This window comes from uncultured Lacinutrix sp., assembly GCF_947500325.1.
GTDB lineage: Bacteria > Bacteroidota > Bacteroidia > Flavobacteriales > Flavobacteriaceae > Lacinutrix.
This window is the reverse complement of record NZ_CANMRQ010000009.1, coordinates 1-25714: the sequence shown is the minus strand read 5'-3', so window position 1 is coordinate 25714 and position 25714 is coordinate 1. Positions and strand designations below refer to the sequence as shown.

The following is a 25714-nucleotide window of genomic DNA, read 5'->3' as shown; positions in this document are numbered from 1 at the left end:
AAAACTCTTATTCGATTACTAATTTTTTTGTAGTTATTTTTCCTTCAGATTTTATTCTTACCAGATATAACCCACTACTTAAATCTAGGTTTATCGCTTTTTTATTTTTCAAAACTCCTGAATACAATTCTCTTCCGTCTGAAGAAATAATTACAAGTTCGCTTTCTTCTTTTAAACCAGACACAAAAAACTGATTACTAGCAGGATTAGGATACAATTTCAAATTATCAAACACAAAATCTTCAAACCCCAAAGTATTACTCCATACATCACCTACATTATTTCCCCATATATATTCTACCAAATCTGGCATATCAATTAAGGGGTTTCTATTAAATTGCCATGTATACACAACGTTATTTCTATTCATCTCGAAATCGTCTGGCGGATCATTTCTATGCCAATCTAACAACGTTGCTAAATCACCCATTTGCCCTGTAGTACTTGGAAAACCATTAACAACCTCCAACCCATTATAACGTAATTGCATATATAGAACACTACGCGCAACATCTCCTTTAAAACTTTGCAGGTTTCCAGATGGTCCATTATATTGACCATAGTGTTGATTACTTCTTACACTATTTTCTGGTCCATCGGCAGCTCTTAAAGCATGAGCATCAGAATTTCCATGTCGTAAAGAGTCTGCTGTAGTATTCCAATATACATCAATTCCGTCTGCATCATCATCCTCATCAATACTATTGTAACCAGCTAATGACCTAGGAAAAGTATGTTCTCTATTCCATTTCCCAGTACTATTTGAAGTCGTTTGAAAATCTAATTTTGCTCTACCTTGCTCAGTATAAACCAACCAAACTTGATTGCTATTTGCTGGGTTTTGATCTGCTTCTTTTAAAATATTAATTGCGTCTGCATATGTTTGCGCTCTAACCACACCTTCTTCTGCTATTATATCTTGTATTGCTTGTTCTAAATTAGCTCCAGACTGACCTTCTAAACTATCATAATAACCATTTGGTTGTGTACTCTGTACAATTAATGGCGACGGATTTGGGTTTGGATAAGGACTACTTGTTGGTATACCGTAAGGTGCAACTACGAAATCATTATCCACAGCACGTAACTTTAAAAAATTGTTAAAAGGAATATAAGGAGATTGTAAATTTGTAAATTTTATTATTAGCTCCTCATCTCCTTCATCAAGAGCATCGTCTACTATTGTGATATTTGTTGTTACTGAGTTTTGACCAGATGGAATAGTAACTGTTGTATTTCCAGTAAAATCTGAAGTAGTAAATCCAAAATTATTTAAAGTAAAGCTAAAAGTAGCATCTGTTACTACATTAGTTTGCGAAGTAAATGTAATTGTGAATGTATCGCCTTCATTATATTGTTCTTGAGTAGTAGAAATTTCAATGGCATTAAAAACAATACCACTACCATCATTTAATGCTCTTGGAGTTGGTGTTGTAGAAGTATAAGTAATATTTCCCATACCATCATCAAACCGCTGAATTGAATTGGAATTATTTCCAGACCCTTCATTTATTTGATTGGTTTCGCCTAAGAGCATTAATAAATTTGCATCATCAGCATCACTAGTATCATAAACTAATGCATCTATCAAATTTGTGGTTGTTGCTAGTGTACCTCCAGGGAAAAGAGAAATATCAGCCTGATAAATTGCAACAGCATCTGCACCATTTTGAATAACATTAGCAGGAATTAATAATTGAGGAAACGGAGTTACAGTTGTACTACCAATAAGTAACAATCCGTTTTCATCTGAAACACTTCCATTTAAATCTACTACATAGTAACTAGAATCCATACCAGATGTAGAGCCATTAAAGAAAACTAAAAGATAGCCATCTAAAGACATATTAGGAGTGCTGGTTAATAACTCAACAAACTCTTTTTCATCTAATCCAGGATTATCACAATCCAATTCATTAATTACAACATTTTGGGCAATAGTTATTTTACATAAGAATAAAACAACAATAAAAACTAGGGGCTTTTTCATCTATTTGCTTTTTGCAAAGGTACACAATTATTAAAGCTTATCAATTTTACTTCATTTTCGCTCAAATTTTTTTTCAAAAAATTGAAATAAAAACAATAATAAAAAAAATGAAAACTGGTTTTTATATCATTTTTTTAATGAAAACGCCCTTGAAAAAATAAAACCAACAAAAAAAGCCCCTACAATTGTTAATAATTAAAACAATAATCATGTTTTTAAGTTACATATTAACACTTCATTGAAGCTTAAAGTTTAAATATCAAAATACATCTTATTTTTTTACTTATAAATCTAAAGTCAAATGTATTAATTCTATCGTTTTCATTTGGATAATAATTCTCAAAAAATATATATTGGTTGAACAATCAAAAAACACAATCAATTATTAACCCTTAAAACCAAAAAATTATGATGACACTAGCTAAATTAATTATTGATACCATTTTATCAATAGGACTGTAATCAAATAAAAGAAGTAAAACTTAGTCTAGAATAAGTTTTACTATTTTAACAAAAAAACAGTATTTGGCTAACGATTTAAAAAACTATAATTTTGTCATTATTATGTATTGTAATTAAAGTTAATCTTGAAAAAACTATTATTTAAAACACTCTCTAAAATAAACAAAGCAGTTTTACCTAGTTACAGTAAACAACGCTTAGATTTAACTAAAGCCACTAAACTACAGTTGGCTATTTTTGGTTGGAAACTCTTCGTTACCAAAAATGCTTTAGATTAAAGTTGATTTTTTTTATTTTTATTTTGACCTTTATATAAAAAAGAGATATATTTGCACCCACAAAAATTGGCCTCGTGGCGCAACTGAATAGCGCACTTGATTACGGCTCAAGAGGTTACAGGTTTGAATCCTGTCGAGGTCACAAAAAAATCCACTTAATTATTAAATAATTATTGTGGATTTTTGCTTTTATAACATGTTGCATTTAACAAATACTTCTAATTGCATATGTTGTTTATCTAAAAACCAATCCTATATTCATATAAATCAGTATATTGTAAATCTACAAGAACCCCATAATCTAAAAAAATGAATATAGCTATTGGTATTGATATTGGCGGCAATCATATTTCTGCGCTAGCAATCAATCTAGATACTAAAACTGTTATTGAAAATTCTTTCGCAACAAACATAATAAACACTAAAGTAGATAAAGACACAATAATTAATAAATGGGTAGCCACAATAAATAAAACAATTAGCACCATTAACAAAAAAGACATTACTGGTATAGGCATTGCTACTCCTGGTCCTTTTGATTACGAAAATGGAATTAGCTTAATAAAGGGTTTGCAAAAGCTAGATAGTTTATACAATACAAACATCAAAGAAACACTATATAATGCATTAAACCTTCCTAAATCTACCTCTATCCGGTTCGTAAATGATGCTTTTTCATTTGGTATTGGTGAAGCATGGATAGGTAAGGCTATATTTAAAAATAAAGCGGCAACATTTACTTTTGGAACTGGTTTTGGGTCTGCTTTTATGAAAAATGGAATCCCTATTGTAAATAGTAATTCTGTACCAAAAGATGGCTTTATATACAATACGCCTTTTAAAGGTAAAATTGCAGATGAGTTTATTTCAACTAGATGGTTTATAAAAACATACTATGAAAAGACCGGCAATAAAATTAAAGGTGTTAAAGAATTAGCAGACCTAGCAAAAGACAATACACAGGTTGAAAACATATTCAAGACATTTGGTAAACATTTTGTTGAAATCATTTTGCCGTATATAAAAAGTTTTAATCCTGAAGTAATTGTATTAGGAGGTAATATCACTAGCGGTAAACACCTTTTTCTACCAACTATAAATGAAGAATTAAAAAAACATAAAATAGAAATTCCAGTTGAAGTTTCTTATTTAAAAGAAAAAGCGTCTATATTAGGCGCTTGTAGACTAACAGATGATGATTTCTACTTGTCTTTGAAAGAGAAGTTATATACAAGAAGTTAAAAACTATATTATTTCTGCATTAATACCCGCTTGTAATATTTTAGAACATCTAGGCTTTAAGTCTCGAAGCTCTCCGGTCTTAACTGTGCACTTTCCTTTATAGTGCACTAGTATAGTACATTGTTCAGCTTGTTCTGGAGTATGATCACAAGCTTTTATTAAGGTTTCTATTACATGATCGAAGGTGTTAACGTCATCATTATAGACAACAATTTCATTTTGCCTTATAACTTCTTCTTTTAAAAGAACATCTTCCTCTATTTTTGTTTTACCACTCATATATCTTTACATATTATAGCTAATTTATATAATATTATACAAAGATAAAAACAAAAAGAGTGCCATTAAGCCTCTCTCTTCTTAAAATAACAAGAAAAAATTCAACATATAAAACCTATAATCATAACGTTTTTTATCTAATAGATAGACCAAAACTATGTAAATACAAATGGGTCATTTAAATTATATTAAATGACCCACTTAATGAATTTATGTTTAAGATTAGTGCTTTACTCTAAAGTAAAAACATAATCATAATTTGCGACTTAACAAGGTCCTAATAAATTCCATCCGCTATTTGTACGCTGATAAAGATTACCAAAGTAAGTAACCTGTTCTCCTGGAGAATAACTTACTCCACTTTGCCACTCAGACACACCATCACAGATACTTCCTGAAGCAGCTGGATACATAGAACGTAAAGACGACACATCATTACCGTTAAAATTACCACTTACACTTGTAGAAAAACAAGCTTGCATAACAGAAGATAAATCTCTTCCTGTAGGAGTTCCAGAAATATGGATAGCTCCATCAGATCCTGTTCCTTCATTACCTTGAGCTTGAGGTGGACAGCTTAAACGATCAAACCAATCTGAATGTCTAAAACCTACAGAGTGTCCAATCTCATGTGTAATAACATGCTCATTAACATTGGTAGAAAACTGATCTATACCATAAATTTGTACAAATTTATGAGGCTCTCCGTTAGATTTTGGAAAACCTGCAACTCCACCAGTTCCTCCAGGTGTATTAACTGAATTATCATACACAACCATATCAGCAGCTTGGTAATTAGTACCAAACGTTAAATTAAATTGTAGTGTCATATTACTAATATTATTATAATTAGCAACTGCTCTTGTTAAAGCCGTTTGCGCCTTGTTCGACAATGCTTGACTACCACCTGTATAACCTAAGATATTTATAGTTCTATTAGATCCAGTTACCAAATTAGCTGTTCTATATTGACGTCCAGTCTCTGAATAAGCATTATTTAATGCTTCAATTTCTCCTCTAGTAATAACAATATCATTACCTATATAGATTCTTTCTTCTATAGTACCATCTGGTAAATAAAATTCTCCTTTGGTAACAACTCCAACATCTAAGTCGAGAGATTTAATTGAATTAAGTACCTCTGTGTCTGTAACTAAAGTTCTTCCTTGAGTTCCATTAGTATTAATTATTACATCTTCATTTAAAGTTGAAGCCTCCTCATTAACCTCATCTTTTTGACAAGATTGAATGAAGAATGACAATGAAAGTATTGCTATTAAAAATATTCTAAAATTTTTCATTTTTGTTTGGATTATAATTAATGGTTAAATATGTTCACGTAAACAAATATGCATAGATTATTAGTTTCGAGTAGCTATTATTAACTAACTCGACTTAATCTATAGACTTAAAATAAATTTATTTTCTGTCACAAATATAATTAATATAAAATAAAGTTTTTACGGTTTTTACCGTAAAAATGCATTATTTTAACGATTTTTATGTTAAATTTTGAATTATTATCAAAAAACAATAAACGATAACTGTATTCATATTAATGTAATATTTCAGTGTTTTTTTGTTTTCATTCCAATTAAGTCCTATAGATTGTATAATATTTGTATTGTATACTAAAAAATGATTCCGCCATAAAAATTAAATCAAATAGCGTTTTAAATTTCCTAAAAAACCACTAAACCTATACTTACACAAAACATAAACAAAAAGAAAAAAAAGAATCTATTCTTATTAATTAGTAATTAATAAATTAGTAAATTCATATTGGCAAAAAAACTAGTCCAGTTATGGGATTTTCAATATCAAAAAGCTTAAACATAAAATGCATAAAGTCACTATTACGGTAACCAATACTAAAATTGGACTAGCAAAATTAACTAGTTTCCCACATAGACCAGATGGGATTAAATACCAAGTTCCCCTATACACTGTTACAGTAAAAGGAAAAGACAAATTAGGTAATTCAGTAGAAAAAAACTTTAAGGCAATAAGATTTGGGGTTAAAAGGACAAAAACTCTTAATGCTCATATGGTTGGATTACAGCAAGCCCAATCTTATATATTATCATGGTCTTGGATAACTACTATGAAAGAAATGGCATGGAGAGTTTACGATGGTTTTTTTGTACACAGAGGACCTAACAACCCTATGGCAGGAACTTTTGGTTCTATTGGATGTATAGAAATATGTGGATCTGGCGAATGGGATAGATTTAATAACTTAATTAAAGAATTAGCAGATTGTAAAACAGCTAAAGAAGTAAGCACTAAAAGATATGCTAAAATAGTATATATAGCTGCTATTAAACCATCTTTAATAAAACTATAGAAACATGAGTATTTTAAGAAATTTAGGTCTACTATTTTTTTTGTTATTGGGTTGTAAAGAAGTAAAACAAGAAAAGTTACAAGACAACGCTGTTCAAACTAAAGAGATAGTTCCTAAAAAAAACATAGAAAAAGATTCTATTAGAGTATTTAATATCTCTTTTAATGGGAATGAACAAAAAAATAAAACACAAAAAGTTTCTACAATTACCCAAAACTTACTTTCAAAATACATAGAATACCCTTTCACTAATGATGCAAATGAACTAAATGATATTAAGCAAGGGTATAGCTCTAAAAGTTTTCAAAAAACATTAGCTTCAGGCTTCAATAATAAAGATTTTTTAGATGTAGCATCAATTCATTATTCTTATGTTGTACCTAATAACAACAAAAAATCTAGCCATATATCTATAGAAGAATGGCAGTTTAAGGATGCAAAAAAAGCTAGATCTTGTTTTGAAAGCTTAACAAAATATAAAGATGCTGAAATTTATTTTAAAACTATAAATTGGATATGGGTATATCAAGAAGATAAAATATTTCTAGTTTTTGCTACAGATTATATAGTTACTGATCCTGAAATGCAAAATATTAAACAAGAAGTAATTAAAACAATTTCTAAATCTGGAGATTATAAAACTATCCAGTTTTATGAATAATAAATATTTAGGTCTATGCTAATTTTTAAACTGTAGAGCAACCCAACTATTACGTTCTAATTTTGAAATAAGTGATAGATTGTGTTTATTACATTCTTCTTCTATAATAGTAATATCATTATCGTAAAAACCACTAAGAAACAATTGCCCTTTTTTATTTAAACACTTAGTATAAGTTACAATATCTTTCAATAAGATATTACGATTAATATTTGCTATTATAATATCGTACTTTTTATCTACCAATAAACTTGCATCTCCTTCATAAACAGAGATGAATTTACAGTTATTCCTTTCTGCATTTTCAATGCTATTTAAATAACACCAATTATCAATATCTATAGCATCAATAGTATTAGCACCTTTCATTTCTGCTAAAATTGCTAAAACTGCAGTACCACAACCCATATCAAGAACCGATTTGTTGGCAAAATCATTAGACATTATGTGTTGAATCATCATATGTGTTGTTTCATGATGACCAGTACCAAAACTCATTTTTGGCTCTATAACAATATCATACTTAGTATTTGGTTTATCGTGAAAAGGAGCTCGAACAGAACATAAATCATCAACAATTATTGGATTAAAGTTTTTCTCCCACTCTGCATTCCAATTTACTTGTTCTATTTCATCAAATGTATATGTAATCTCAAATTCTTCATTTGATAAAACATAAATATTATCTAGAATACTATCTACCCATTCTTCTTTTTGAATGTAAGCAGTAACACCAGTTTCTGTTTCTACAAAACTTTCAAAGCCTGCATAACCTAACTCAGCGATTAAGATTTCTACTGCAGGTTGCAATGGTTTTACTTTAAAATAATATCCTATATATATAGTATTTGACATTTTTAGTTGTTTTATAATTTAAAACGCATTCACAATAGCAAAAAAGTCTTCAGCTTTTAAAGACGCTCCACCAATAAGTCCACCATCAACATCTGGTTTAGAGAAAATTTCTTTAGCATTAGTAGGTTTTACACTTCCGCCATAAAGAATAGTCATAGCATCTGCCACAGTATTACCATATTTACTTTCTAAAGTTTTTCTAATAAAAGCATGCATATCTTGTGCTTGTTCTGGACTTGCAGTTTCTCCCGTACCAATTGCCCATACTGGTTCGTATGCTAATACAATGCTATTAAAAACTGAAGCATCTAAATGAAATAAAGCTTTCTTAATTTGATTTTCTACTATCTCTTCTTCATTACCAGATTTTCTATCCTCTAGTTCTTCTCCAAAACAAAATATAACTCTCATATTATTAGCTAAAGCTGTGTCAACTTTTTTTGCCAACATCTCATCTGTTTCATTAAAGTAAGCGCGACGTTCACTATGCCCCAAAATTACAGTATTTACTCCAACACTTTTAAGCATAGATGCACTAACTTCTCCAGTATATGCTCCATTTTCTGCAAAATGCATGTTCTGCGCTATAACTTCTATGTTAGATAACCTTGTCGTTTCAAAAGCTTGAAATAAGTTTACCGAAGTTGGAGCAATCATCACCTCTGCATTTGAAGTTTGTTCTTGCTTTAATAAATCTGATATTAATGCTTCGGTTTGAGGCAAATCATTATTCATTTTCCAATTCCCTGCTACTATGTTTTTTCTCATTTTAGTATTGCTTTTATATTTTTATCGTCTGCTTTTATTGCTCTAAAAAGAGTAATATCTCCAGACTTATTAATTATTAAATATCGAGGAATCCAGTCTAAGTCTAAAAATGTAGCAAATTCACCTTTCCAACCAGATTTCATATAATAATGCTCTCCTTCTACTTGATGTTTCTCAATTCCTCTTTTCCAAGATTGCAAACTCTTATCTAATGATAGATATAAAAATACAGTATCAGGATTATTATTTTGTAATTGCTTTACTTTTGGCATTCCTTTTATACAGTCTTTACACCAAGATGCCCATATATCTATAAATATTTGCTTGCCTTCATATTTTTTCAAAATATCTGAAAACATAACATTACTACCTTCTTGATCTATAAAAACATCTGCTAAAGCTTCTTTCGAAAATTTTTCGGCTTCCACTTGAGCTTTACAATTTGTTAGTGATAACATAAACACAAGAAGTAAAACATATTTTTTCATAAAACTCGTTTTATTATTTTTATTCCAACTTAACTTTAGGATCTAACCAAGTATATATTATATCTACAAAAATATTGATTATAATAAACAGAAGCGCTATAATTAATACCGAGCCCATAATTACCGGCAAATCTAATGTATTTAATGCATTTACAATTTCTTTTCCTAAACCATTCCATCCAAAAATATATTCTACAAATACTGCACCAGCCAACATAGAAGCAAACCAGCCAGAAATAGCAGTAACAACTGGATTTAGAGCATTTTTAATAGCATGTTTTTTTATAATTTGAAACTCACTTAATCCTTTTGCTCTTGCCGTACGAATATAGTCCTGGTTAAACACCTCAAGTAATGAATTTCTCATTAACTGTATAACAACTGCCAATGGTCGTATTCCTAATACGATGGCTGGCAATATTAAATTCTTCCATTTAATATTTACTTTTTCACCAAAATCGTCTAATTCATACAAACTTCCTGTCATTTCTAAATTGGTATATTCATGTAATACAAAACCAAACAACCAAGCAAACAAAATAGCACTAAAAAAAGAAGGCACACTCATTCCTATTGTACTAAGAATTTGAATTGATTTGTCTATAAAAGAATCTTTTTTCAAAGCAGAAACCACACCCAAACTAATACCCAATAACAGAGCTATTAAAATGGCTGACACTGCCAAAACAAAAGTATTTGGTATTGTTTCTCTTAAAACAGAACTAACTTTTTTTCCTTGTTTAGTAAATGACTCCCTTAAATAAGGCAGTTTTAATACGGTTATTGTATTTCCAATAGTAAACAAACTTACCTCTGAATATTTATCATTTTTTAAAAAAGTGTAATCATCTTCATTATTAGAATGAAATGAAACTAGAGATAAATCATTTAAATAATATAAATATTGAGTTGCAATTGGTTTATCAAAACCATACTTTTTTTTAACTATTGCTAATTGTTCACTGTCTTCATTTTGACCAAGCATCATTTGAGCTGGATCGCCAGGAAGTACATTAAACAAAAAGAATATTACCGTGACCACTCCAAATAATGTGAGTAGTGCATAGAACGTTTTATTTAATAGGTAACTTATCAGATTATATTATTCTTTAAGTGTAACTTTTATTAATCCAGTGAATGCGCCATTATTATCTAAATTAATTGCTTCTAATTCTTCTCCTTCATTAAACACTTCTGTTTTTAGAATACTTTCAGGATTTAAAGCGTCTATTTCTTCTTTGGTAGATTCCTCTCCATTAATAAAATAAGCTATTAATTCTTCAACCACAACAGGTTCTGGTTTACGCTCAACTTCAGGTAAATCAATAGCATCAACATCATTAAAATGAGCTTTTTGAATAACAGTTCCTTTATTTAATTTCAGTATTCCAGGATTAGAACGTACAACAGTTTTAAGCGCTTTTTCATCACATAAATAAAAATCAAAATTCAAATTATAAGTCTCTTTTGCATATTGTTTATCTTCTTTACCAGATGCAGACAAACCTATAACAGTATATCCCTTTTTAATAGCCAAATCGGTTATTTCTTTCATGGCTTTCATACCTTCGGCGTTTGCCGTTTGCAAGTTATAAGACACTACCATAACCACATTATCTTCTGTTAAAAATCTATCTGTAAAGTCTTCATCTTCAGTCTCAATAGAAAAATCTTTTACTGGTGGATCATATCCTTCTTCAATAACCTTAGTTTCAACTCCTACATACTCACCATCTACTGTAGGATAACTCCCGTTAGTAATATATTCTTTGTTTTCGCCATTTACTTTAAAAGTCCATGTAAATTCCTGTATTGCTTTTGGAGCATTCTCAGGCACTATCATGCCTTCTCCTATATTAGCACCAACTTTATAAGCTCTAAAGTCCCATGTAGGCAAGTGCATTAATACATAATAGCCAAACCATAAGCTACCAATAAACCCTAATAAAGCAAGAAGTGTTGTTGGAAATTTACCAAAAAGTGGCTTAATATGTTTTAATCCTACCACTAGCACTAATATTAAAATAAGCAATATTAGATCTTTATAAAAACTCTCCCATGGATCTAATTTTAAGAAATCGCCAAAGCAACCACAGTCTTTTACTTTTTCAAAATATGCCGCATAAAAGGTTAAAAACGTAAAGAAAATAATCATTGCTAATAAACTCCAAACTGTAAATTTTGGTTTATAACCAATAAGTAAAAACACACCTAATACAACTTCTAAAACAACTACAAAAACCGATATTCCTAATGCATAAGGCTCAAAAACAGGAAGATTTAATACATCTGCACTAAAATACTCTTGTAATTTGTATGAAAAACCAATAGGATCATTAAGTTTTATCATTCCTGAAAAAATGAACAATGCACCTACTAAAAAGCGACAAATGTGTACTAAGTATTTCATAAAATATTATTTTTCGTTTAAATGAATCATTGCAAAAATAGCATAGTTTATCATGTCTTGATAATTAGCATCTATACCTTCACTAACTATTGTTTTTCCCGAATTATCTTCAATTTGCTTAACACGCAATAGTTTTTGCAATATTAAATCGGTTAAAGAGCTTACTCGCATATCTCGCCAAGCTTCACCATAATCGTGATTTTTATCTTGCATTAACTGTTTTGTAATTGCTACTTTTTCATCATATAATGTTGTAGCATCTTTGGTTGACAAATCTGGCTGTTCTACTACACCTTTTTCTAATTGAATTAATGCCATTATACAATAATTAATAATGCCAATAAATTCACTTTGTTCTCCTTCGTCAACCTTTCTTACATCATTTTGCTGTAAACTTCTAATACGTTGTGCTTTAATAAAAATTTGATCTGTAAGTGATGGTAATCTTAAAATTCGCCATGCACTTCCATAATCACTCATTTTATTAATAAATAGACTACGACAGGTTTCTATTACATCGTCGTATTGTTTTGAAGTATCTTGCATATTATTGATTCTATTTTGCGTAAATTTCGCATAAAATTGTTTAAAATTCAAAGTTTAGCGTTTATAGTTTTAAAATGCTTTACAAACAACTAATACAAAGGTATCAATGACGATTAATTGCAAGGGCAAATTAATAGATTTGTCTACTCCAAAAGTAATGGGTATTCTTAATGTAACACCAGATTCTTTTTACGATGGTGGATTTTACAAAGACGAATCTGGCATTCTAAATCAAGTAAAAAAAATGCTCGATGACGGAGCTACTTTTATTGATATTGGTGCTTATAGTTCTAAACCAAACGCGGAGAACGTACCTCAAGAAGAAGAACTTAAACGTATTCTTCCTATAATCGAATTATTACTAAAGCATTTTCCCGATATAATTATTTCGGTTGACACTTTTCGAGCAGAAGTAGCAAGAAAAGGGATAGAAAAAGGTGCCGCTTTGATTAACGACATCTCTGCTGGGCATTTAGACAATAAAATGCTTAAAACAATTGCAAGTTTAAATGTTCCATATATTATGATGCACATGAAAGGCACACCACAAACAATGCAACAACATACAGATTATGATGATATTTTAAAAGATGTCTTATTTTATTTTTCTGAAAGAATTACTTCAGCCAGAGCATTGGGCATTAAAGATATTATTATTGATCCTGGTTTTGGTTTTGCTAAAACCACAGAACAAAATTTTGAATTACTTAACGTTTTAGAAGGTTTTAAAATAACAGGTTTACCTTTACTAGCAGGAGTTTCAAGAAAATCTATGATTTATAAAACATTAAATTCATCTCCAGCGCAAGCGCTTAATGGTACAACAGCCTTAAATATGGTTGCTTTACAAAAAGGCGCAAAAATATTACGTGTCCACGATGTAAAAGAAGCTGTAGAATGTGTAAAATTATTTAACGAACTTAACATGTAATAGTTTTTAATTTTTAAATTTACCAAAACCTATTTTCCTTGGAAATATTTGATACCGTTTTAAATTTTAGCCTAATAGACATTATAGATGTTGTATTAGTTGCGCTATTACTTTACTATGTCTATAAACTAGTTCGTGGTACTGTTGCTATTAATATTTTTATAGGTATTGTAATTATATACTTCATATTTCTTGTTGTTGAAGCCTTACAAATGACATTACTAACTAAAATACTTGGTGGTTTTATGAGTGTTGGTTTTATTGCTTTAATTGTCGTTTTTCAACAAGAAGTTCGTAAGTTTTTATTAATGATTGGCTCTACAAACTTTGGCAATAAAAGAAATTTCCTAAAACATTTAAAGTTCTTAAAAACTGAAGGTATTTCAACTTCTAAAACAGATATAGATACTATTATTGCTGCCTGCAATAAAATGAGTACTTCAAAAACAGGTGCTTTAATAGTCTTAGAACGGAACAATAATCTTGACTTTCTAGTTAACACAGGCGATGAAATGAATATTAAAGTTACCCAACCTATAATAGAAAGTATCTTTTTTAAAAATAGTCCATTACATGATGGCGCTATTATTATAGAAAACAATATAGTAAAAGCTACACGTGTTATTCTACCAGTAAATAACGAAAAAACAATACCGCAACGTTTTGGTCTGCGCCATAGAGCAGCTGTTGGTATTACAGAACGTACAGATGCTATTGCTATTGCTGTAAGTGAAGAAACTGGACAGATTTCATGTTTTAGAAACGGAATGTTTATCGATTTTAAAGATTCTACAGAATTAATTGAAATTATTAAAGATGATTTAGATTAATATGGTTTGTAAAAATTGTAGAAGGTTATTACCACAACAAATAAATTTTTGTAATGGATGTGGCGCAAAAGTTATTAGAAATAGACTAACAATACGTAATCTATTTGAAGATTTTACTTATCGTTATTTAAATTATGACAATCAACTGCTTAGAACATTTAGACATTTATTTTCTAAACCTGAAGAAGTAATAGGTAGTTACATTAATGGTACTAGAAAAAAATATGTAGACGTTATTAGTTATTTTGCTATTGCTATAACTCTAACTGGATTTTACACTTATATTCTTACAAACTTTTTTCCAGATGCAATGACTAATCATTTTCTAAGTGGTTATTCTAATGCGGCAAATAAAGAAATGCAAGCCGGTCAAATTGATTTTATGACCAAATATTCATCTTTAGTCATGATGTCTTATATTCCTATATATGCCTTAATGGCCAAAATTGTCTTTTTTAATAAGAGGAACTACAATTTTACCGAACTACTAGTTGTCTTCCTTTATATTCAAGCTCAAATATCTATAATAACTTCTGTTTTAATGGTTGTACTACTAGCCCTTAAAGTAGATTTTATTTTAATAAGTCTTTTATTATTTCCTTTAATGGTATTATACAATGCTTATTGTTTAAAACGACTATACAAATTATCATTAGAAGGTATAATACTTAGAACTCTTGGTTTTGGAGCCATTTTTATCGCTTTTATAATAATTTCTTCTATAGGTTTTGCTACTTGGATGTTTCTTACAGATACTGGCCAAGAAATGATTGAAGCTCAAAAAGCAGCAATAGAAGCTGCCAAAAGAGCAAAAAACTAAGCCACTTCAGCTTTTAGAAATTGAACTTCATATAGATTGCGGTAATAACCATCTTTCTTTTTTAATAACTCTTTATGAGTCCCTTGCTCTACAATTTCACCAGCATCCATAACAATGATTTGATCTGCTTTTTGAATTGTAGCTAATCTATGAGCAATAACTATAGATGTTCTACCTTTAGTTATTTTATCTGTTGCATTTTGTATTAATTGCTCAGAATATGAATCTACAGAAGATGTAGCTTCATCTAAAATTAAAATACTTGGGTTGGTTACATAAGCTCGTAGAAACGAAATTAATTGACGTTGCCCAGAACTTAACATGACACCTCTTTCTTTTACATTATAATGATAACCATTTGGCAAACTACTAATAAAGTCATGTATCCCTATATCTTTTGCTGCTTGAATAACTTCTTCTTCAGTAATTTTAGGATTATTTAGTGTTATGTTATTCATAATGGTATCTGCAAATAGAAAAACATCTTGTAACACAACTGCTATCTGAGCTCTTAAGGAAGCTAGCGTTACAGATTTCACATCTATGTTATCTATACAAATAGTACCACTATTAATTTCATAAAAACGATTTAACAAATTAATAATTGTAGATTTTCCAGCTCCAGTAGATCCTACAATAGCAACTGTTTGTCCAGCTTCAACATTAAATGAAATGCCTTTTAAGACCGCTTCATCCTCAACATAACTAAAATGTACGTTTTTAAAAGTTATATTTCCTTTAAATTGATTGGCTTGATTAACTCCAGTGTCATCAATTTGTGATGTTGTATCAATAACTTTAAACACACGTGTAGCTGCAACCATACCCATTTGCAACGTATTAAATTTATCTGCAATTTGTCGTAGTGGTCTAAACAATTTTGGAATCATCATAATAAACATAAATAACTCACCTTCGGTAGCAGTACCATGTAATACAACCATTAACCCACCAAACCACACTATTAAACCTGAAGTAATTGATGATAAAAAATCTGCTATTGGAAAAAATATTGAATTATACCAAATTGTTTTTAACCAACCTTTTTTATGGCGTTCATTTATGGCTTTAAAGTTTTTTTGCTCTGTAACTTCCCTAGTAAACAATTGAAGAATTTTCATTCCAGTGACACGTTCTTGCACAAAAGAATTAAGATTAGAAACCTCTGTTCTAACTTCTTCAAATGCCTTTTTCATATAACGCTGAAAAATCTTAGTCGCATATAATACAATTGGCATTGTCACAAATACAATTAAGCTCAACTTAAAATTTGTAAACAACATCACTACAGAAATAACTAACATCACCATTAAATCTCTAGAAATCATAAACAACCCTTGGCCAAAAATATCGGCAATGCGCTCCATATCTGTAACCGCTCGTGTTATTAAAGTTCCAACCGAAGAATTATCATAATACTTCATTTTAAATTTTAGCATATGATTAAACAACAACACACGCACATCTTTAACAATATTTTGTCCTAACCAAGAGGCATAAAACTGAAATAAGAACTGAAATATAGTTTGAACTAATAATAGTGCAATCATTAAAATAATGTAAAATAAAAAACCTTCTTCTTTTCTTATTTTTACATGATTATCTATTGCGATTTGTAAAAGTTTTGGTATTGAAATACTTAAACCCGCTATTATTAAAACAGATAGTAAAACCCCATAAAAAACAGTTTTATATGGTTTTGTGAATTTAAACAAACGCTTAAATAAGTTGACATCAAATATGTTTTCTTTTTTATTTGCCAATTTTATCTTTAATTTTTATAGTTTCTGGGTAAGCAACTTCTGTTAAATATAAAGCATGTGCAGGAACCGAAAAACCAGCTTCACTCCTATTCTTAGATTTTATAATATTATGCAAATCATCAACTTCAAGTTTACCAATTCCAATATTAATTAATGTACCCACAATAGCTCTAACCATATTCCTTAAAAAACGATCTGCTTTTATAATAAAATGCAATTCATTGTCTATAATATGCCATTCTGCTTTCATTATAGTGCAATTATACGTTTTTACATCTGTATTAGTTTTCGAAAAGCATTGAAAATCTTTATAATCAAATAAAATTTTTGTAGCCTCTTTTAACTTTTCCACATCCAGCCTTGGTTTTAAATAAAAAGCTTGCGTAGTATTAAACGGACTTTTATTTAGTGCGATTCTATATAAATAAGCACGACTTACGGCATCAAATCTAGCATGTGCATCATGCTTAACAGTAAATATATTTTTAACGGCAACATCTTCAGGCAAAAATGAATTTAACTTATAAACAAGTGTGTCCTTATCAAACGCTCCTTCTGTATTAAAATGAGCAAATAATTGTTTAGCATGAACACCTGCATCGGTTCTTCCGGCTCCCATTGTAGAAATGGGTTCTTTTAATAACGTTGACAATGCTTTTTCTAAAACCTCTTGTACAGATATTGCATTAGGTTGTATTTGCCAACCATGATATGCTTTTCCGTTATAAGATAATTCTATAAAATAGCGCAATAATGTAGTATTTTTGTTATTCTAAAAAATAGAATGACAAATATAATTGTTTTTCTTCCTAAAGAAATCCTAAATTATTATTAATAATTCATTTACTTTTCCTAAAAAATATATCTAGAAACAAGTTCTTTATAAATGAAAAAAATACTTTTACTTTCAGATACTCATAGTCATATTGATGATGATATTTTAAAATATGTAAAATTAGCTGACGAAGTATGGCATGCTGGAGATATTGGCGATTTAAAAGTAACAGATGCTATTAAAAATCTAAAACCTTTAAAAGGAGTTTATGGTAACATAGATGGAGATAAAGCACGATTAGAATTCCCAGAGCACAATAGATTTATGTGTGAAGATGTTGATGTCTGGATTACTCATATAGGTGGATATCCAGCAAAATACAATATAAGAGTACGCGATGAAATATATAAAAATCCACCACGTATTTTTATATGTGGGCATTCTCATATTCTAAAAGTGATGCCAGATAAAAAATTAAACTTAATACATATGAACCCTGGCGCTGTAGGAAAGCATGGGTTCCATAAAGTAAGAACAATGCTACGTTTTACGATAGATGGCAAAAAAATTAAAAACTTAGAAGTAATAGAATTCCCCAAAAGATATTAAATAAAAAAGCCCAAGATCTTCACCTTGGGCTCACGCACTAATACTACTAAGATGTTAGGTTTATCGTAATCTATCTACAGATTTTACAAGATCTTCATCCTTTTTAATAGCCTTATTAGCTAATGCTAATAATACAATAGACAGAATAGGAAGAAAAATCCCAATACCTTTCTCAGAAACCAAAGCTTCTCCAGATACATTTAGAGATTGATATACAAGTAATCCTAGTAAAATAAAGTTTAATATGATATTAAGTCGTCCCAACATAAATTGAGACTTCCTATTTTTAAACATAAATATAGATAACAAAGACAAAGCTGCAGAACCAGTAAATAGGCCTAAATACAACAATTCGTCCATCGCAAAAACTTTTATGTTTTCACTGGTTATCCATAAATGAAATACAAAAATCAATCCAGCTGATATTCCAGCTGCTAAAAGTAAATAGATAGATTGTATACGTTGTATCATTTATTTTATTCGAAAAATTGAAGTACAAAAATATAACTTCTTTTATTAATTTTAACTTAAAATCTTAAAATAAAGTTGTATAATTGCAGTAACGTATTGCAACAAACACATTAGCAACACGTTAATTCTTCAGAATTACATATAATTTTCTTCGGAAAAATTTCAACAACATATTTTACACAAAATATTCAATTAAACAATTCAATGTTTGAAATCTCACAATTAAAAGAAATGAAGCTTCCTGAACTACAGGAAATGGCAAAAAAACTTAAAGTGCCTAAGTATCGCTCATTAAAAAAATTAGATTTAGTATACCAAATATTAGACTATCAAGCAGCTAATCCTAAAGCAGTAGCTGAAGTAAAAAAGGAAGAACCAAAAGCTGAAAAGCCTAAAGTGGATAAACCAAAAGCTGAAAAGCCTAAACCACAAAGACAAAAAAGAGAACGTGTACAGCGTCCTGCTCCTGCTAAAAAACAAGAACAACCAACTGCTAAACAAGAGACTCTAGCTTTTAATGCTGATGACAAAAAAGAGCAGAAACAAGAAACAAAAACTGATAATAAACCAGAACAAAAAGCAGAGGTTAAAACACAACAGCCAAAGCCACATCACAAAAAGCCGGTTCATAATCATCAGAATAAAAAAGATAACAATCAAAATCGTAATCAAAAAAATAATCAAAATCGTAACCAAAAAAATGGAAACACCCATGGTAACAAAGATAACCGCAACCGTTATCGAGAACCGGATTTTGAATTTGATGCCATAATAGAAAGCGAAGGCGTTTTAGACATTATGCAGGATGGTTATGGATTTTTACGCTCTTCAGATTACAACTATTTATCATCTCCTGATGATATTTATGTATCACAATCTCAAATTCGTTTATTTGGTTTAAAAACCGGAGATACAGTATTAGGTAATGTAAGACCTCCTAAAGAAGGAGAAAAATACTTTCCGCTAATTAAAGTAAATAAAATAAATGGACAAAGTCCTGATGTTGTAAGAGATCGTGTTTCTTTTGAACATTTAACACCTTTGTTTCCACAAGAAAAATTTAATATTGCCGAAAAACAAGCAACCATTTCAACTCGTATAATGGATTTGTTTGCTCCTATAGGAAAAGGGCAACGTGGTATGATTGTATCACAACCAAAAACTGGTAAAACAATGTTACTTAAGGATGTGGCTAATGCAATTGCTGCTAATCATCCTGAAGTTTATCAAATGATTTTATTAATTGATGAACGCCCTGAAGAAGTAACAGACATGCAACGAAATGTAAGAGGAGAAGTTATCGCTTCTACTTTTGATAAAGAAGCTCACGAACATGTAAAAATTGCAAACATTGTATTAGAAAAAGCAAAACGACTAGTAGAATGTGGTCATGATGTTGTAATTTTATTAGATTCTATAACACGTTTAGCTAGAGCTTATAATACAGTACAACCTGCTTCTGGTAAAATACTTTCTGGTGGTGTAGATGCAAATGCATTACACAAACCTAAACGTTTCTTTGGAGCCGCTCGTAATATAGAAAATGGAGGTTCACTTACTATTATTGCTACAGCGCTTACAGAAACTGGATCTAAAATGGACGAAGTAATCTTTGAAGAATTCAAAGGTACAGGTAATATGGAACTTCAATTAGATAGAAAAATATCTAACCGTCGTATATTCCCTGCTATCGATTTAACATCATCTAGTACTCGTCGCGATGATATCTTACTAGATGCTACCACTATCCAAAGAATGTGGGTAATGCGTAAGTACCTTGCAGATATGAATCCTGTAGAAGCTATGGAATTTATTAATGATCGCTTCAAGCAAACAAGAAGTAATGAAGAATTTTTAATCTCCATGAACGGATAAAAACTCATTTTTAAATATAAAAAAGCCTTGAATTAATAAATTCAAGGCTTTTCTTTTTTATATCTATATAACACTTTCTACACACTACAATGCTATTTATTAGACCTAAGAGACTAGACATACTATATTTTAGTCTTCTTTATTATTAAAAAGCAAAAAGCCTATCGAATTACCGATAGGCTTTTTAAATATTATGTGTTAAATAATATTAGATCGTTGCTACATGCTTAGTTAAACCTGATTTTAGGTTAGCTGCTTTATTAGCGTGAATAACATTATTCTTAGCTAACTTATCTAACATTGAAACTACTGAAGGCAATAATGCTTCCGCTTCTTTCTTATCAGTTAACTCACGTAATTTTTTAATTGCATTACGAGTCGTTTTGTGCTGATACTTATTTCTTAAGCGTTTCGTTTCGTTTTGTCTAATTCTCTTTAACGCTGACTTATGATTTGCCATTTGTTCTTTTTTTCTTTATTAAAAAATTGTAGCCCGTAGGGGAATCGAACCCCTCTTACCAGGATGAAAACCTGGCGTCCTAGCCGATAGACGAACGGGCCATTTATTTTTGAGTGTGCAAATATAAATTATTATTTAATACTTACAAATACTTTTCAAATAACTTTGCTATGTCTCCATTGCGGATGCAAAAATACAACTATTTTCTACTCTTGCAATAGCTAAATAAACTTTTTTTAAAAAAAATTCATTTAATACGCTTTTGCAAACAATACTCTACGCTTTGAAGGGTTTCCAGAATAGACACAAACTCCATTTTCTAATTCCCCATCCAAAGGAAGGCATCTTATTGTTGCTTTTGTAAGCTCTTTTATTTTATCTTCTGTTTCTATTGTACCATCCCAATGCGCTGAAATAAAGCCTCCTTTAGTTTCTAATACTTTTTTAAATTCTTCAAAATTATCTACTTCTGTTGTATGCGTGTTTCTATAATTTAAAGCCTTATTAAAAAGAGCTTCTTGAATTTCTACCATTAGTCCTTCAACTTTTCCTATTAAAGTATCTAAAGCGACTGTCTCCTTAGTTAAAGTATCTCTTCTTGCCAGTTCCACTGTTCCATTTTCCAAATCCCTTGCCCCAATAGCTATACGTAAAGGAACCCCTTGTAATTCATGTTGAGCAAATTTAGCTCCTGGCCTATGTGTTGTTCTATTATCAAACTTCACGGTAATATGCTTAGCTCTTAAATCTTTCATTATCTGATTTACAACTAATGTTATTTCTTCAAGTTGCTCATCTGTTTTGTATATTGGAACAATGACCACTTGATTAGGTGCCAAATTTGGTGGTAAAACCAAACCTTGATCATCACTATGGGTCATAATTAACGCTCCCATTAACCTTGTAGAAACTCCCCAAGATGTTGCCCAAACATAATCTTGCTTCCCTTCTTTAGAAGTAAATTTAACATCAAATGCTTTAGCAAAGTTTTGACCTAAAAAGTGAGATGTCCCAGCTTGTAATGCTTTTCCATCTTGCATTAGTGCTTCAATACAATAAGTTTCAACAGCTCCAGCAAAACGCTCGCTTTCAGATTTTAATCCTTGAACAACTGGAATTGCCATGAAGTTTTCAACAAAAGTAGCATAAACATTATTCATAGTTTCAGCTTCAGTAATAGCCTCTTTTTTTGTTTCATGCGCAGTATGCCCTTCTTGCCATAAAAATTCTGCTGTTCTTAAAAACAAACGTGTACGCATTTCCCAACGTACAACATTAGCCCATTGATTTATTAATAAAGGTAAATCTCTATAAGATTGTATCCAACCCTTATATGTATTCCATATAATAGCCTCACTTGTAGGTCTAACTACTAGTTCTTCTTCTAATCTTGCTTCTGGGTCTACTCTTAACTTCCCTTCATTTTCAGGATCGTTCTGTAACCTATAATGAGTAACAACAGCACATTCTTTTGCAAAGCCTTCAGCGTTTTTTTCTTCTGCTTCAAACAAACTTTTAGGAACAAAAAGAGGGAAATACGCATTTTGATGACCCGTTTCTTTAAACATTCTATCTAATTCTGCTTGCATTTTCTCCCATATAGCATAACCATAAGGTTTAATTACCATACAACCTCTAACAGCCGAATTCTCAGCTAAATCAGCCTTTACAACCAACTCGTTATACCATTTTGAATAATCTTCTGCTCTACTTGTGAGTTTTTTGCTCATACTTAGTGTTTTGGCACAAATATTGTGACTCTGTTAAAAAATAAAATAGTTGGACAAAACTAACTATTTTTGTTATGTTCAACAATTAAATTAAAAAGATATGCGATTAATTAACTACTTACAGACTAAATTACCAGCACTTGCCATTCTAGGCTTAGCTTTAGGAATGACATCTTGCGGTTCATACCAATATGTTGGACAAAATAGTGATGGGATTTATGGAGAGGAAGATAATAGACAAGCTCAAATTGCCACAGAAAAAAAACAAGAAGACAATAACAACAACTACTATAAAAATTATTTTAAAGAAAAGTCTTTAGAAATGGAAGCTGAAGAAGGTGAAGTTTTTGTTGATATAGATTCATACCAAGGTAATTATTCTGATGAAAATACTCAAGAAGAAGGCTATGCTGCTTGGGGAGAAAACAGTAATGAAGTTACCATAAATGTTTATGATAACGGTTGGGGTTTTTACAATAATTGGAATAGACCTTTTTGGGGATGGAATAGATGGGGATGGAACAATTGGGGATGGAACAATTGGGGATGGAATGGAAATTTCGGGTATAATAATGGCCTTTTATGTTATGGATACGGTTGGGGTAATGGATTTAACAACCCTTATTATGGTGTAGGAAACTATTGGGGATATGGTAATGGCTATTATAGAAACTCTGGAAGAGGTATCGCATACAATTCTACACGTAGAGGCAGAATAAATAGTAGATACGCATCAAACAACAGAATTCGCCGATCTACAAGCACTCGTAATAACTCTATTACACGATCAAGAACAAGGTCTAATGTTAACAGATCAAACTTAGCAAGACGCGTTAGAATTAATTCTTCTAATACTACAAGACCAACAAGATCTCAAACAACAAGACCTAGAATAAGAAACAATAATTCTTCAACTGTAAGACCAACAAGGTCTACTCCAAGAACATATACACCTTCAAGAAGTTCAGCACCTAGCAGAAGTTCTACTAGAAGCTCTAGTCCTTCAAGAAGCTCTAGCCCTGCAAGAAGTTCAAGATCATCTTCATCAAGAAGAGGCGGAAGAAGATAAAATTCTACAAAACATAAAATTAAATATGAAAAAGTTAATATTACTTTTCGTAGGTATACTTCTTATGCCTACGATTTACGCCCAAGATATAAATGACGCCTTAAGATATAGTAGTGGAGAAATAACTGGAACAGCAAGATTTAGAGCTTTAAGTGGTGCATTTGGTGCTTTAGGAGGAGATTTAAGTGCTGTAAACATAAACCCTGCTAGTTCTTCTGTATTCGCTAACAGTAATGCATCTTTTACATTAGGTAGTTTAAATATTGATAACGATGTCTCTTTTTTTGAAGGCAGAAACTCAAACTCGGAGTCCGATATCAAGTTACAACAAGGTGGTGGTGCTTTTGTTTTTAAAAATAGAAATGAAAATTCTAAATGGAAAAAATTTGCATTAAGTATTGCTTATGACAATACTAGAAACTATGAAGACAATTGGTTTGCTAAAGGCACCAATGGAACAGACACTTCAAATGGGAACTCTATAGGTGATTATTTTCTTAACATAACTCAGGGTTTAAGGTTGGATGAAATTTCAGCTTTACCTGGAGAAACTGTTAGTCAAGCTTATTCAGAAATTGGAAACATTTTTGGTTATACAAATCAACAAGCATTCTTAGGTTACGATTCCTTTATATTAGAACCAGATACTCCAGATGATGATAATACATCATACACATCAAATATTGCTAACGGAAAATTCAGTCAAGAATACAGCTTAAATTCTACAGGATATAATGGCAAAGTTGCTTTTAATGCTTCTGCTCTATACGGAGACAATTTTTATTTTGGATTAAATCTTAATTCTCATTTCTTAAATTATGAACGCTCTACATTCCTATTCGAAGAAAACGACAATACTGGATCGCTTGTAAACCAAGTTGGTTTTGAAAACAATATTAGTGTAAACGGAAGTGGTTTTTCATTTCAAATAGGAACAATATTTAAAGTTGCACAAGGTTTGAGATTAGGTTTAACTTATGACTCACCTACTTGGATGACTATTGAAGAAGAAACAACTCAATATATTGAAACAGTTAGAAATGAAGGAGGAACAGACATTCTAAGAGTTCTTGATCCTCAAGTCCTAAATGTATTCCCTCAATACAAATTACAATCTCCTGGGAAAATCACTGGTAGTCTAGCATATATTTTTGGAACTAATGGTTTAATAAATTTTGATTATTCAAGAAAAGATTATAGTAATATAAAATTCAAGCCAACTTCAGATGCTTATTTCTCAGATCAAAACCTTATTATTAATAATAATTTAAAAGCAGCTTCAACATATAAAGTTGGCGGAGAATATAAAATTAAAAGATTTAGTTTAAGAGGTGGATACCGTTTTGAAGAAAGTCCTTATAAAAATGAAACAACAATTGGTGATTTAAGAGGTTACTCTCTTGGTCTTGGTTATAAATTTGGAAATACCACCATTGATTTAACCTACGATCAATCAAAACAATCTAGAAATCATCAGCTATTTAATACCGGTTTAGTTGATGCAGTAACAATTGATAATGTTAATTCAAATATCACTCTATCTCTTGGCTTTCAATTATAAAGTTATCCAAATAATAAATAAAAAGCCTTAAGTAGCAAACACTTAAGGCTTTTTATTGTTAAAATGGTAAACATAGTACTTAATAAAACTTTATCTCTACAAAATAGTATTTAACTTTCGTTTAATTTATTATAGAATAGCATTAAAAATCTAATCAACCTTTAGCTATTTTCATCTTTATACGTTTGGCTATTGAAGTATTATCAAACTCTGATAAAAGCTGGGAAGATGCAAAAAAAGCAGTAAAACACGCTTCTAAAAGTGTTAAAAACATTCGCTCTGTGTATGTTCAAGATCAAAGTGCTAGTGTTACTGATGGTGAAGTATCAGACTTTAGAGTTAATTTAAAAATTACTTTTGAAGTAAAATAAAATCATTTTATTAGTTAATAAAAAACCTGAACAGATTTGTTCAGGTTTTTTTTATGCTTTAAAGTATTTTCTCTTCTAACGTTTAAGCGTAAAGTGAGCTTTAAAGTTCTTTTTAATAGTGGT

Annotated in this window: 26 protein-coding genes and 2 tRNA genes; 13 read left to right on the top strand and 15 right to left on the bottom strand. The window is 30.4% G+C overall.

Annotated features, from left to right (window positions below; translation table 11 throughout):
- Positions 1–7: 7 nt before the first annotated feature.
- Positions 8–1990 carry an endonuclease gene (locus Q0997_RS12115; protein ID WP_299889210.1) on the bottom strand — a complete coding sequence of 661 codons (1983 nt, stop codon included), beginning with the start codon at positions 1988–1990 and terminating at the stop codon, positions 8–10.
- Between the two features lie 587 nt (positions 1991–2577).
- On the opposite strand from Q0997_RS12115, the gene Q0997_RS12110 reads away from it, so the two are divergent.
- From Q0997_RS12110 to Q0997_RS12100, 3 genes are all read left to right on the top strand, one after another.
- A complete protein-coding gene (locus tag Q0997_RS12110; protein WP_299889209.1) occupies positions 2578–2730 on the top strand; it encodes an SsrA-binding protein in 153 nt (50 codons plus the stop codon).
- A gap of 68 nt (positions 2731–2798) precedes the next feature.
- Positions 2799–2872 (top strand) — tRNA-Arg (locus Q0997_RS12105).
- A gap of 167 nt (positions 2873–3039) precedes the next feature.
- Positions 3040–3972: an ROK family protein gene (locus Q0997_RS12100; protein ID WP_299889207.1), complete on the top strand. Its 933-nt coding sequence runs from the start codon at positions 3040–3042 to the stop codon at positions 3970–3972.
- Positions 3973–3975: 3 nt separating this feature from the next.
- Here the strand turns inward: Q0997_RS12100 and Q0997_RS12095 are convergent, their stop codons facing one another.
- On the bottom strand, positions 3976–4251 hold the full coding sequence (locus tag Q0997_RS12095) for an ATP-dependent Clp protease adaptor ClpS (RefSeq protein WP_299889205.1): 276 nt from the start codon (positions 4249–4251) through the stop codon (positions 3976–3978).
- A gap of 266 nt (positions 4252–4517) precedes the next feature.
- Positions 4518–5552 carry a M57 family metalloprotease gene (locus Q0997_RS12090; protein WP_299889203.1) on the bottom strand — a complete coding sequence of 345 codons (1035 nt, stop codon included), beginning with the start codon at positions 5550–5552 and terminating at the stop codon, positions 4518–4520.
- 539 nt (positions 5553–6091) lie between these two features.
- Here Q0997_RS12090 and Q0997_RS12085 point away from each other — a divergent pair.
- The gene (locus Q0997_RS12085) at positions 6092–6598 is read left to right on the top strand and encodes a hypothetical protein (protein WP_299889201.1); all 507 of its coding nucleotides are present in this window, start codon (positions 6092–6094) and stop codon (positions 6596–6598) included.
- 4 nt (positions 6599–6602) lie between these two features.
- Positions 6603–7259 carry a hypothetical protein gene (locus Q0997_RS12080; protein ID WP_299889200.1) on the top strand — a complete coding sequence of 219 codons (657 nt, stop codon included), beginning with the start codon at positions 6603–6605 and terminating at the stop codon, positions 7257–7259.
- An 18-nt stretch (positions 7260–7277) separates the two neighbouring features.
- On the opposite strand, the gene prmA is transcribed toward Q0997_RS12080, so the two are convergent.
- From prmA to Q0997_RS12050, 6 genes are read right to left on the bottom strand one after another with little or no spacing between them, the layout of a single operon-like run.
- Positions 7278–8114, bottom strand: coding sequence for a 50S ribosomal protein L11 methyltransferase (gene prmA, locus Q0997_RS12075; protein WP_299889199.1), 837 nt, complete (start codon positions 8112–8114; stop codon positions 7278–7280).
- Positions 8115–8132: 18 nt separating this feature from the next.
- Positions 8133–8882, bottom strand: a complete 750-nt coding sequence (gene tpiA, locus Q0997_RS12070) for a triose-phosphate isomerase (RefSeq protein WP_299889198.1) — start codon at positions 8880–8882, stop codon at positions 8133–8135.
- Positions 8879–9370: a thioredoxin-like domain-containing protein gene (locus Q0997_RS12065; RefSeq protein ID WP_299889197.1), complete on the bottom strand. Its 492-nt coding sequence runs from the start codon at positions 9368–9370 to the stop codon at positions 8879–8881. The genes tpiA and Q0997_RS12065 overlap by 4 nt, the downstream gene beginning before the upstream one ends.
- A gap of 19 nt (positions 9371–9389) precedes the next feature.
- The gene (locus tag Q0997_RS12060; RefSeq protein WP_299889379.1) at positions 9390–10466 is read right to left on the bottom strand and encodes an ABC transporter permease; all 1077 of its coding nucleotides are present in this window, start codon (positions 10464–10466) and stop codon (positions 9390–9392) included.
- 6 nt (positions 10467–10472) lie between these two features.
- Entirely contained in the window at positions 10473–11780 is a 1308-nt protein-coding gene (locus Q0997_RS12055) for a BT_3928 family protein (protein WP_367180217.1), read from the bottom strand.
- Positions 11781–11786: 6 nt separating this feature from the next.
- Positions 11787–12326, bottom strand: a complete 540-nt coding sequence (locus tag Q0997_RS12050) for a DUF1599 domain-containing protein (RefSeq protein WP_299889378.1) — start codon at positions 12324–12326, stop codon at positions 11787–11789.
- Between the two features lie 106 nt (positions 12327–12432).
- On the opposite strand from Q0997_RS12050, the gene folP reads away from it, so the two are divergent.
- The 3 genes from folP to Q0997_RS12035 are packed head-to-tail and all read left to right on the top strand — an operon-like array spanning position 12433 to position 14907.
- Entirely contained in the window at positions 12433–13257 is an 825-nt protein-coding gene (gene folP, locus Q0997_RS12045) for a dihydropteroate synthase (protein WP_299889196.1), read from the top strand.
- A gap of 38 nt (positions 13258–13295) precedes the next feature.
- Complete coding sequence (gene cdaA, locus Q0997_RS12040) at positions 13296–14087, top strand: diadenylate cyclase CdaA (RefSeq protein WP_299889194.1); 792 nt, start codon at positions 13296–13298, stop codon at positions 14085–14087.
- Position 14088: 1 nt separating this feature from the next.
- Positions 14089–14907: a DUF3667 domain-containing protein gene (locus Q0997_RS12035; RefSeq protein ID WP_299889192.1), complete on the top strand. Its 819-nt coding sequence runs from the start codon at positions 14089–14091 to the stop codon at positions 14905–14907.
- Here the strand turns inward: Q0997_RS12035 and Q0997_RS12030 are convergent.
- Positions 14904–16670, bottom strand: a complete 1767-nt coding sequence (locus tag Q0997_RS12030) for an ABC transporter ATP-binding protein (protein WP_299889190.1) — start codon at positions 16668–16670, stop codon at positions 14904–14906. The two genes, Q0997_RS12035 and Q0997_RS12030, sit on opposite strands and share 4 nt — an antisense overlap.
- Entirely contained in the window at positions 16660–17421 is a 762-nt protein-coding gene (truA, locus tag Q0997_RS12025) for a tRNA pseudouridine(38-40) synthase TruA (RefSeq protein ID WP_299889188.1), read from the bottom strand. The genes Q0997_RS12030 and truA overlap by 11 nt, the downstream gene beginning before the upstream one ends.
- 135 nt (positions 17422–17556) lie before the next feature.
- Between truA and Q0997_RS12020 the strand changes: the two genes are divergently transcribed.
- The gene (locus tag Q0997_RS12020; RefSeq protein WP_299889187.1) at positions 17557–18054 is read left to right on the top strand and encodes a metallophosphoesterase family protein; all 498 of its coding nucleotides are present in this window, start codon (positions 17557–17559) and stop codon (positions 18052–18054) included.
- 60 nt (positions 18055–18114) lie between these two features.
- Here the strand turns inward: Q0997_RS12020 and Q0997_RS12015 are convergent, their stop codons facing one another.
- Positions 18115–18525 (bottom strand): DUF4293 domain-containing protein, encoded by a 411-nt coding sequence (locus Q0997_RS12015; protein WP_299889184.1) that lies wholly within the window; start codon positions 18523–18525, stop codon positions 18115–18117.
- A 204-nt stretch (positions 18526–18729) separates the two neighbouring features.
- Here Q0997_RS12015 and rho point away from each other — a divergent pair, with 204 nt between their 5' ends.
- Complete coding sequence (rho, locus tag Q0997_RS12010; RefSeq protein ID WP_299889183.1) at positions 18730–20400, top strand: transcription termination factor Rho; 1671 nt, start codon at positions 18730–18732, stop codon at positions 20398–20400.
- 208 nt (positions 20401–20608) lie between these two features.
- Here the strand turns inward: rho and rpsT are convergent, their stop codons facing one another.
- From rpsT to proS, 3 genes are all read right to left on the bottom strand, one after another.
- Positions 20609–20860: a 30S ribosomal protein S20 gene (rpsT, locus tag Q0997_RS12005; RefSeq protein WP_299889181.1), complete on the bottom strand. Its 252-nt coding sequence runs from the start codon at positions 20858–20860 to the stop codon at positions 20609–20611.
- 29 nt (positions 20861–20889) lie between these two features.
- Positions 20890–20961, bottom strand: a tRNA-Glu gene (locus Q0997_RS12000).
- 150 nt (positions 20962–21111) lie between these two features.
- Entirely contained in the window at positions 21112–22590 is a 1479-nt protein-coding gene (proS, locus tag Q0997_RS11995; protein WP_299889179.1) for a proline--tRNA ligase, read from the bottom strand.
- 100 nt (positions 22591–22690) lie between these two features.
- On the opposite strand from proS, the gene Q0997_RS11990 reads away from it, so the two are divergent.
- From Q0997_RS11990 to Q0997_RS11980, 3 genes are all read left to right on the top strand, one after another.
- Complete coding sequence (locus tag Q0997_RS11990) at positions 22691–23659, top strand: hypothetical protein (RefSeq protein WP_299889178.1); 969 nt, start codon at positions 22691–22693, stop codon at positions 23657–23659.
- A 25-nt stretch (positions 23660–23684) separates the two neighbouring features.
- Positions 23685–25220 carry an OmpP1/FadL family transporter gene (locus tag Q0997_RS11985; protein ID WP_299889176.1) on the top strand — a complete coding sequence of 512 codons (1536 nt, stop codon included), beginning with the start codon at positions 23685–23687 and terminating at the stop codon, positions 25218–25220.
- A 185-nt stretch (positions 25221–25405) separates the two neighbouring features.
- Positions 25406–25591: a dodecin family protein gene (locus Q0997_RS11980; protein ID WP_299889175.1), complete on the top strand. Its 186-nt coding sequence runs from the start codon at positions 25406–25408 to the stop codon at positions 25589–25591.
- Positions 25592–25714 lie beyond the last annotated feature (123 nt).